We start from the raw sequence: 9,878 nt of genomic DNA, 5'->3' as shown, positions 1-9,878 counted from the left end.
GATCTCGGGCGGGGGTCCCGGCCCGCGTGCTGTTGGGGCGGGCCGGGACGCGGTGATCTCGGGCAGCGGGGCCCGACCGCAGGGCGTGGCGTCACCGGCCTGACGGCGCTCCGGCGGGGCCGGTGGTGTCCGGCCACCAGGCGCGGTGGCCGAGCATGCCGAGCACCGCCGGCGCCAGGACCACCCGGATCACGGTCGCGTCCACCAGTACCGCCGTGGCCAGCCCGATACCGATCATCTTGACCAGTGTGTCGTCGATGGCGGCGAAGCTGATGAAGACGACCGCCATGATGGTCGCCGCGGCGGTGATCACCCGACCGGTTCCGGCCAGTCCGGTGATCACCGCCCGGTGCGGGTCGCCGGTGCGCCGGTACTCCTCCCGTACCGAGGAGAGCAGGAACACCTCGTAGTCCATGGACAGCCCGAAGAGGATCGCGAAGAGCAGCATCGGCACCACCGACATGATCGGTACCGGCTGGTCCACCCCGAGCAGGGACAGCCCCCAGCCCCACTGGAAGACCGCCACCAGGACGCCGTACGCCGCGCCGATGGAGAGCATCGCCATCAGCGCCGCCTTGAGCGCGATCAGCGGTGCCCGGAACATCGCCACCAGCAGCAGGCTGGCGGCCAACACCACGCCGAGCACCACCCAGGGCAGCCGGCGGGCCACCGCATCGGCCATGTCGATCATGTACGCGGTGTGGCCGCCGACCGCCACCTGCGCGCCGTCGGGGGCGAGCGCCGCCGGCCCGAGGGTACGCCGGATCCGGTGCACCAGATCGGTCACCTGCTGGTCCTGCGGGGCGTGCCGGGGTACCACGGTGAGCAACGCCAGAGTGCCGTCGCTGCTGCGTACGGGCGGGGTGACCAGACCGACCTCCGGGTCGGCGGTGAGTGCCCCGGCCAGCTGGGCCAGCGAGTCGTCGGTGGGTTGCCGGACCGCCAGCACGAGCGGGGCGTTCCAGCCCGGCCCCAGTTCCCGCCGCACGGTGTCGTACGCCTGCCGTTGTGGCCAGTGCCGCAGCTGGTTGCCGTCGTCGGGGGTGCCGAGCCGCAGGCTCAGCAGCGGCGCGGTCAGCCCCAGCAGGACGGCCAGCGCGCCCAACCCGTACCCGATCCGGTGTCGGTCCAGGTGCCGTCCCCACCGTGTCCACCACCCTGCCGACCCCGACCCCGGATTCGACCGCCTGTCCCGCTCCCGGACGTCCGCGTCGCGGCCCTCGTCCGCGTCCCGGACGTCCGCGTCGCGGCCGTCGTCAGCCCCGGACGCCGCGACCGGAGCGGCGGTGGGCGTACGGGCAGCGCGCCGGGCGGGCAGGGGAAGGTGCCAGCGGTTGACGTGCGGGCCGAGCAGGCCGAGCAGGGCGGGGAGGAGGGTCAGCGCCGCGAGCATCATCGCGGTCACGGTCAGCGCGGTGGCGATACCCATCGCGCCGACGAACGGGATGCCGGTGAAGAGCAGCCCGAGGATGGCCACCACGACGGTCGCGCCGGCGAAGATGACGGCGTGCCCGGCGGTGGCAACCGCCCGGCCGGCGGCGGCGATGGTGGGCAGCCCGTCGGTCAGGGCGGCGCGGAACCGGGTGACCACGAAGAGGGCGTAGTCGATGCCGGCGCCGAGGCCGAGCATCACCGCGACGATCGGTGCGGCGCTGGGGATCTCCGTCACCGCGGCGGCGACGAGCATCAGGGCGGTGCCCACCGCCAGCCCGGCGAGCGCGATCAGGATGGGCAGGCCGGCGGCGACCGCCGAGCCGAAGGCCACGAGCAGCACCAGCAGGGCCACGCCGAGGCCGACCGCCTCGGCGGGCCCGGTCGCCGGTTCGAACGCCAGGTCGACGACGAGGCCCCGGAAGGTGACCTGCACGCCGTGGGTCCGCGCCGCGCCGGCCGCCGTGTCGAGCCGGTGGTACGCCTGCGGTCCGAGGTCGCCGACGTCCCGGTCGTACCGGACGGTGCCGATCGCGGTGCGCCCGTCGGGGCTGACCACTCCCTGGCCGGCGAGTGGGTCCTCCACCGCGCTGACCCCCGGCTGGGCCCGGATGGCGGCCGTCATCGCCGTGATCACGGCCTGCCGGTCGGGGGTCCGCAGGTCGCCGTCGGGGCTGTGCCAGACGATCTCGGCGCTGGCCGCACCGTACCCGGGAAAGGCCTTCCGGGCGAGGTCGGCGGCCTGCTGCGATTCGGCGCCGGGGATGCGGAAGTCGTTGACGAAGTCCCCGCCGACGGTCTGGCCGGCGGTGAGCAGGGCGATCGCGCCGATCAGCCAGAGGGCGAGGGTGCGCCAGGGGTGGGCGGCGGTGGCCCGGCCCAGGCGATCCAGGAAGCGTTCCATGTCCCGAGAAAATCACATCGACTGCAAATTTGCAACGAGTGAAGAAATCTTCCGGGTGTCGTATCGTGTCGGAGTGACGACCGGACCGGGGCTGCGCGAACGCAAGAAGGAGCGGACCCGTCAGGCGTTGATCAACTCGGCGCTGGATCTCTTCGCGGAACGGGGGTACGAGGCGACCACCGTCGCCGACATCGCGGCCGGCGCCGACGTCTCCACCCGGACCTTCTTCAGCTACTTCGCGAGTAAGGAGGAGATCCTCTTCGCCGACACCGAGGAGCGGCTCGCCCTGGCCTTCGCCGTCATCGACCAGCGGGGGCCGCGGGACGAGCCGGCGGACGTGCTGCTCCGGACGATGGCCACGATCCTCGACCGGAGCGAGCGGTTCGCGCAGGTCTTCGACCGGGCCGCCCCGATCCGGCTGCGGATGCTCCTCACCGTGCCAGCCGTGCAGGGAATGGCGCTGCGACGCCTGCTCTCCGCCCAGCAGCGGCTCGCGGCCCACCTGCAGGCGGCTTTTCCTGACCGGCTCGACCGGGTCGAGGCGGCGGCGATGGTGGGCGCGCTGGTCGGCGCCGTGGTCAACACCCTGCTCACCCTGGTGGAGTCACCCGAGCAGGTCGACCAACTGACCGGCGATGTCGACCACGTCCTCGCGCACCTGCGTCGCGCCGTCGACGTCGCCGTACGCGGCATCGCCGCCGGCTGACCCCAGGCAGGGACCGGCGACATCGGGAGCGGTACGGCGGTCAGCCGAGCCGGCGGTTCTCCCGTACCAGGCCGCCCTCGCACCAGTCGGGGTAGTCGAAGAGGCCCGGCCGGTCGAGCAGCACCCGGCTGTTGTGCGCCCAGTTGCGCATCAGTTCGTCGCCCTCGCGCTCGGCCTGCTCCACCAGCTTGCGGAAGCGGCGCCGGGGGTGGGCGCGGAAGTTCGTCCGGATGCCGTCGGCCGCGTAGATGTAGAGGCAGTGCAGAGCGAACCGGCGGGCCGGGCAGTACGGGTCCATGGCCAGTTCGAAGAGGGTGAGCACCAGGTGGTCACCGGAGAGGAGCAGGTCCCAGTCCGGCGGCATCGATGACAGGGGCACCGAGTCAGGGTGGTATGCCCAGGCCCGCAACTCCGCCGGCGACGGGTCGACGGGGTTGGCGAAGCCGTGGAACGTCGGATCCTGGGCGTTCACCGGCAACCTTCCGCTCGCGCCCGCGGGGCGCACCGGCCAGCCGCGGGGCCTCTGGCTTGCTCGGGCGAAACGGTAGTCGTAGGTGGTGCGGGGGCGGAAGGGTTCGGTCGAAACCAATTGGGCAACGGCCGGCGGGGTCAGCCGTACGGGTGACCCCGCCGGTCGATCATTCCGGTACGACCACCGGCTCGGGGCGGGGGGCCAGCGACCGGCGGCGCAGCCAGGCCTTGAACCACGCCATGTCGGGCAGTCGCGCCAGCATCGGCCCGGTCACCACCGTGATCAGCACGTACGCCGTGGCGAGGGCGGCCAGCTTGGGTTCGACGGTGCCGGCGGCGACCGCGAGCCCGGCGATGACGATGGAGAACTCGCCGCGCGGGGTCAGCGCGAAGCCGGTCCGCCATCGTCCGGGTTCGGCGATGCCGGCCCGGCGGGCCGCGAGGTAGCCGGTGAGCAGCTTCGTCCCCATGGTGACCAGGGCCAGCAGCAGCGCCGGCAGCAGCACCGGCGGCATGTCCCGGGGGTCGGTGACCAGACCGAAGAAGACGAAGAAGACCGCCGCGAAGAGGTCCCGCAGCGGGGTGAGCAGTTCGGTGGCGTGGTGTGCCACCGGCCCGGAGAGCGCGATACCGACCAGGAACGCGCCGACCGCGGCCGAGACCTGGAGCTTGGCCGCGACCCCGGCGACCAGCAGCGTCAGCCCCAGCACGCCGAGCAGCAGCGCCTCGGCGTCCTTGGCCGACATCGCGGTCGAGATGAGATTGCCGTACCGGATGGCGGCGACCAGCACGACGACCACGGTGAACACTGCGATGCCGAGGGCGATGCCGCCCTTGACCAGCCCGACCCCGGCCAGCAGTGCGGTGACCAACGGCAGGTAGAGCGCCATCGCCAGGTCCTCGATGACCAGCACCGACAGGATCACCGGGGTCTCCCGGTTACCCACCCGGCCGAGGTCGTTGAGCACCTTGGCGATCACGCCGGAGGACGAGATCCAGGTGATGCCACCGAGCACCACGCCGGCCACCCAGCCCCAGCCGAGCAGTAACGCGAAGCCGAAGCCGGGTAGGGCGTTGAGCAGGGCGTCGATCAGCCCGGCGGGGGCGGCGGCGCGCAAATTGCCGACCAGTTCGTTGGCGCTGTACTCCAGGCCGAGCATGACCAGCAGCAGGATGACGCCGATCTCGGCGCCGACGGCGAAGAATTCCTCGCTGGCGTTGAGTTTCAGGATGCCGCCGTGGCCGAAGGCCAGCCCGGCGAGCAGGTAGAGCGGGATCGGTGAGACGCCCATCCTGCGGCTGACCCGCCCGAGCAGGCCCAGCAGGAACAGCAGTGCGCCGACCTCGATCAGCAGTGTGGTGGTTTCGTGCATCCGCGCCTCAGCCGTCCGGGTCGCTGTCGGCGAAGATCGCGGTGACGCCGTCGAGTCCCTGCCGGGTGCCGACCACGACCACCACGTCACCAGCGGCGAAGCGGAAGGTGGGGTCGGGCGAGACGATCACCTCGCCCTGGCGCAGCACGGCGACGATCGAGGCGCTGGTGCGGGTCCGGGCCTTGGTGTCGCCGAGCCGCTTGTTGACGTACTTCGAGCCGGCCGGGATGGCGATCTGCTCGGTGAGCAGCCCGGCCGCCTGCTCGCGCAGCCCGGAGAGCTGGCCGAGCATCAGCGACGCGCCGAGGATGTCGGCGAGCGCCTCCGCCTCGTCGTCGGTCAGCGGAACGTCGTGCTGGCAGGAATCGGGGTCATCCGGGTCGTAGAGGACGAGGTCACGGCGGCCATTGCGGTGGGAGACCACGCCCAGGCGGCGGCCGGACTCCGTCATCAGGTCGTGACGTACGCCGATTCCCGGTAGGGCAGTCTGTTCGACACGTACTCGCACCCGGGTCAGGCTACCGGCCGAGGTCGAGATGAACGAGCGGCGTTTCCCCTGCTGGGTCAGGCCAGGTCGGTGCAGACGTTGTGCTCGGTGCCGCCGTCGACGCGGATCTCCCGCATTCCGCCGCCGGGGCCGAAGCGCACCTCGTGGTAGCCGTCCAGGCGCCAGATCCCTTTCGGGTACGCGTCGGTGGCCCGGAAGCCGACGGCGACCGCGCCCAGGTAGCGGTGGGTCATCGAGCCGTCGGTCCCGTACTCGATGAAGGCGGTGCCGTCGAGGTCGTGCTCGACCGTCACGCCGGTGTCGAGGTTGGTGTAGCGGACCCGTAGGTCGCCGGTGATGACCTGCTGACGCGGCTTGCCGTCGGGGTAGCTGGACAGCGTCGCGATCCGCTCCTCGTCGACGACCGGCTCGGCGTGCACCGCAAAGGCGCACCGCTCGCCGGCGGCAACCGTGTAGGGCTGAGAGCGGTAGGGCTTCCAGTCCAGCCCGGCTGCCGGCGAGGCGGCCTGAGCCGGGACGGTACCGACCGTGGCGGTGATCACCCCGAGGGCGGCGGCGAGAATACCTCTCATCAAAGTTCCCCTAACCATTCACGGGCAAATTACCGGTTAGGTGTAGGCAACCCTCCCTGGCTCGGCTTGTCAAGGGGCACAATCGGTCGGTGCATTGGGTCGAGGTCGACGGCTACCCCCTGCCGAAGCTCTGCGGCGGGCATCCCGCGCTGGACTTCTGCAACACCTGGTCCGGCTGGGACGACGTCGTGCGGACGCCGTCCGGGGAGCCGGATCCGAAGCGGGAATGGATCCCGACGTACGACCGGCTGGCGGTCTGGGCTCGTCACGCCAGCCTGTTGCCAGCCGATACCGTGCGGCGGTTGCGTGCCGAGGCGGCGGACGACCCGCGTTCCGCCGCGGGCGTGGTGCGGGCGGCGTACCGGTTCCGGAACGCGCTGTACCGGCTTCTGCGCGACCCGGCCGACGAAGCCGCGTTCGCCGAGGTCGCGCGCGTGGCGCAGTCGGCCGTGCGGGCGACCGAGCTGGTTCACGGCGTACGGGGAGGTGCCCGGCGGCGGCTGTCGGACGACGCTGGCCCGGCCCTTCCGCTGCACGCCGTCGCCCGTGCCGCCGAGGATCTGCTCAGCGGCGAAGCGTGGCGCTCGGTCCGCGCCTGCCCGGGGCTGGACTGTGGGTGGTTGTTCCTCGACGTCCGGGGGCGGCGCCGGTGGTGCGACATGGCGAGCTGCGGCAACCGGGCGAAGGTGCGCGCCCACGCCGCACGCCAGGCGGCCACCTCGGAGTGACTGAGGTCACATGGTCAGGGTTGAGCGGAATAGACTCAACTCTGGGAGTGTCCGTACCAGTGGACACGCCGATCCGGGGGAGCCCATGAACACCGAACGCCTCACCACCAAGAGCCGCGAGACCATCACCGGCGCCGTCGCCCTGGCGAACCGGCGCGGCCACGCCACCGTGGAGCCCTGGCACCTGCTGCTGGCCCTGTTGGACACCGAGGGTTCGACCGCCGCCGGCCTGCTGCGCGCCGTCGGGGCCGACCCCGCCGAGCTGCGCCGGGTCGCCCAGCGGGCGGTCGACGCGCTGCCCGCCGCGCGCGGCTCCAGCATCGCCGAGCCCACCCTGGCCCGCGAGTTCGTCAACGCCATCGGCGCCGCCGAACAGATCGCCCGGCCACTGGGCGACGAGTACACCTCCACCGAGCACCTGCTCGCCGGCCTCGCCCGGGTGGGTGGCGCGGTGTCGACCGCGCTGAAGGCCGCCGGAGCCACCGAGGAGACGCTGGTCACCGCCTTCCCGACCGTACGCGGCGGGGACCGGCGGGTCACCACCGCCGATCCCGAGCAGACCTACCAGGCCCTGGCGAAGTACGGCGTCGACCTGACCGCCAGCGCCCGCGACGGCAAGATCGACCCGGTGATCGGTCGGGACTCGGAGATCCGCCGGGTGATCCAGGTGCTGTCCCGGCGAACCAAGAACAACCCGGTGCTGATCGGCGAGCCGGGCGTCGGCAAGACCGCGATCGTCGAGGGGCTGGCCCAGCGCATCGTCGCCGGGGACGTGCCCGAGTCGCTGCGGGACAAGAAACTCGTCTCGCTCGATCTCGGCGCGATGGTCGCCGGCGCGACGTACCGGGGGCAGTTCGAGGAACGGCTGAAGTCCGTGCTGGAGGAAATCAAGAACTCGAACGGGCAGGTCATCACCTTCCTCGACGAGCTGCACACCGTCGTCGGCGCCGGCAAGGGCGAGGGCTCGATGGACGCCGGCAACATGCTCAAGCCGATGCTGGCCCGGGGCGAGCTGCGGATGGTCGGCGCGACCACCCTCGACGAGTACCGCGAGCACATCGAGAAGGACCCGGCGCTGGAGCGGCGCTTCCAGCCGGTGCTGGTCGGCGAGCCGACCATCGAGGACACCATCGGCATCCTGCGCGGCCTCAAGGAGCGCTACGAGGTGCACCACGGCGTCCGCATCACCGACGCGGCCCTGGTCGCCGCCGCCGCCCTCTCCGACCGCTACATCACCGACCGCTTCCTGCCGGACAAGGCGATCGACCTGGTCGACGAGTCCGCGTCCCGGCTCCGGATGGAGATCGACTCCCGGCCGGTCGAGGTGGACGAGATCGAGCGGGCGGTCCGCCGGCTGGAAATCGAGGAGATGGCGCTGGCCAAGGAGCCGGACGCCGCCTCCGTCGAGCGCCTCGAACGGCTGCGCAAGGAGCTGGCCGACAAGCGTGAACAGCTCACCGCGCTCTCCGAGCGCTGGAAGCTGGAGAAGGACCACATCACCAAGCTCTCCAGCGCCAAGGAGGAGCTGGAACGGCTCGGTGGCGAGGCCGAGCGGGCCGAACGCGACGGCGAACTGGAACGCGCCGCCGAGCTGCGCTACGGGCGAATCCCCGCCCTCAAGGCCGAGCTGGCGCGGGCCGAGGAGGAACTGGCCCGGCTCCAGGCCGACGGCGCGATGCTCAAGGAGGAGGTCGGCGCGGACGACATCGCCGCCGTGGTGGCCTCCTGGACCGGCATCCCCGCCGGGCGGCTGCTGGAGGGGGAGACCGCCAAGCTGCTCCGGATGGAGGAGTCGCTGCGGGCCCGGGTGGTCGGCCAGGCCGAGGCGGTGGGCGCGGTCTCCGACGCGGTCCGCCGGGCGCGGGCCGGCGTCGCCGACCCGGACCGCCCGACCGGCAGTTTCCTCTTCCTCGGCCCCACCGGCGTCGGCAAGACCGAGCTGGCCAAAGCGCTCGCCGAGTTCCTCTTCGACGACGAGCGGGCCATGGTCCGCATCGACATGAGTGAGTACGGAGAGAAGCACTCCGTCGCGCGCCTGGTCGGCGCCCCGCCCGGGTACATCGGCTACGAGGAGGGTGGCCAGCTCACCGAGGCGGTGCGCCGCCGCCCGTACTCGGTGATCCTGCTGGACGAGGTGGAGAAGGCCCACCCGGACGTCTTCGACATCCTGCTCCAGGTGCTCGACGACGGCCGGCTCACCGACGGGCAGGGGCGTACGGTCGATTTCCGCAACGCGATCCTGATCCTCACCTCCAACCTGGGGTCGTCGGTGATCGGTGACCTGACGCTGGCCGAGGAGCAGCGCCGCGAGGGGGTGCTCGCGGTGGTCCGCTCGCACTTCAAGCCGGAGTTCCTCAACCGCCTCGACGACATCGTGGTCTTCGCCGCGCTGCGCGGTGACGACCTGCGGGCCATCGTCGACATCCAGCTGGCGCGGATGCGCCGCCGGCTCGCCGACCGCCGGTTGACGCTGGACGTCAGCGACGCCGCCCGGGGATGGCTCGCCGAGCACGGGTACGACCCGATCTACGGGGCCCGTCCGCTGCGCCGGCTGGTTCAGTCGGCCATCGGCGACCAGCTCGCCAAGGCCCTGCTGGCCGGCCAGATCCGCGACGGCGACACGGTCCGGGTCGACCTGGCCGACGCCAAGGACGGCCTCACCGTCACCGCCGCCTGATGCCGACCGTGGGATCGGTCCCGCCCACGCCGGCGGGACCGACCCCACCTTCGCCCCGTCGAGCCGACGCGGCTGGGGACAGGTCGGCCACGCCGGCCGTCCGGGTGCGCCGAGCAGGGTTTGCGGTGGCGGGACCGGGAGAGGATGCAGACATGGTGGGGATCGGAAAGCCGGGTTGGGCCCGGGAGTTGGACGCCGCCGTGCGGGAACTGGCCGGGGCGGACACCGTGGCCTTCGGCGGGGTGGGCATCGCGGGGACGCTGCTGCCCGCCACCCAGGCGTACCAGCGGGTCGAGGCAGCCCTCGCCGCCCACCCGCAGGAGGCCCGCAAGCAGGTTGAGTGGTTGCTGCGCCGCGGCTCGCCCGCCGGCAGGGCGTACGCGGCGACGCTGCTCGAACGGGTCGACCCGGCCGCCGCCCGCCATGCCTGGGCGGCACTGCGGGACGAGTCGGGCGAGTTCAGCACCTTCACCGGCTGTGTGATGGGTCGCGCCACCCTGGGTGGGTA

At 72.2% G+C, this 9,878-nt stretch carries 9 protein-coding genes; 4 read left to right on the top strand and 5 right to left on the bottom strand.

Annotated elements, in window-relative coordinates; genetic code table 11:
* Positions 1–91: 91 nt before the first annotated feature.
* A complete protein-coding gene (locus E1182_RS26290; protein ID WP_132270187.1) occupies positions 92–2,335 on the bottom strand; it encodes an MMPL family transporter in 2,244 nt (747 codons plus the stop codon).
* Between the two features lie 73 nt (positions 2,336–2,408).
* Here E1182_RS26290 and E1182_RS26285 point away from each other — a divergent pair, with 73 nt between their 5' ends.
* Positions 2,409–3,041, top strand: a complete 633-nt coding sequence (locus tag E1182_RS26285; protein WP_165942723.1) for a TetR/AcrR family transcriptional regulator — start codon at positions 2,409–2,411, stop codon at positions 3,039–3,041.
* Positions 3,042–3,081: 40 nt separating this feature from the next.
* Here the strand turns inward: E1182_RS26285 and E1182_RS26280 are convergent, their stop codons facing one another.
* The 4 genes from E1182_RS26280 to E1182_RS26265 all read right to left on the bottom strand — a co-directional run bounded on the left by E1182_RS26280 (position 3,082) and on the right by E1182_RS26265 (position 5,965).
* Positions 3,082–3,513, bottom strand: coding sequence for a hypothetical protein (locus E1182_RS26280; protein ID WP_132270183.1), 432 nt, complete (start codon positions 3,511–3,513; stop codon positions 3,082–3,084).
* A gap of 166 nt (positions 3,514–3,679) precedes the next feature.
* A complete protein-coding gene (locus E1182_RS26275; protein WP_132270181.1) occupies positions 3,680–4,885 on the bottom strand; it encodes a cation:proton antiporter in 1,206 nt (401 codons plus the stop codon).
* A gap of 7 nt (positions 4,886–4,892) precedes the next feature.
* Positions 4,893–5,393 (bottom strand): cation:proton antiporter regulatory subunit, encoded by a 501-nt coding sequence (locus E1182_RS26270; protein WP_132270179.1) that lies wholly within the window; start codon positions 5,391–5,393, stop codon positions 4,893–4,895.
* 56 nt (positions 5,394–5,449) lie between these two features.
* Positions 5,450–5,965 (bottom strand): hypothetical protein, encoded by a 516-nt coding sequence (locus E1182_RS26265; protein WP_132270177.1) that lies wholly within the window; start codon positions 5,963–5,965, stop codon positions 5,450–5,452.
* Between the two features lie 89 nt (positions 5,966–6,054).
* On the opposite strand from E1182_RS26265, the gene E1182_RS26260 reads away from it, so the two are divergent.
* The 3 genes from E1182_RS26260 to E1182_RS26250 form a co-directional block, all read left to right on the top strand.
* Complete coding sequence (locus E1182_RS26260; RefSeq protein ID WP_132270175.1) at positions 6,055–6,693, top strand: ABATE domain-containing protein; 639 nt, start codon at positions 6,055–6,057, stop codon at positions 6,691–6,693.
* Between the two features lie 85 nt (positions 6,694–6,778).
* Positions 6,779–9,370 carry an ATP-dependent chaperone ClpB gene (gene clpB / locus E1182_RS26255; RefSeq protein WP_132270173.1) on the top strand — a complete coding sequence of 864 codons (2,592 nt, stop codon included), beginning with the start codon at positions 6,779–6,781 and terminating at the stop codon, positions 9,368–9,370.
* Positions 9,371–9,522: 152 nt separating this feature from the next.
* The coding region (locus tag E1182_RS26250) for a hypothetical protein (RefSeq protein WP_132270170.1) at positions 9,523–9,878 on the top strand (356 nt) is incomplete at its 3' end.

Source organism: Micromonospora sp. KC721 (assembly GCF_004348355.1).
Taxonomy (GTDB): domain Bacteria; phylum Actinomycetota; class Actinomycetes; order Mycobacteriales; family Micromonosporaceae; genus Micromonospora.
Note: the sequence above shows the minus strand (reverse complement) of the source record. Positions and strands in the feature narration are given on the sequence as shown.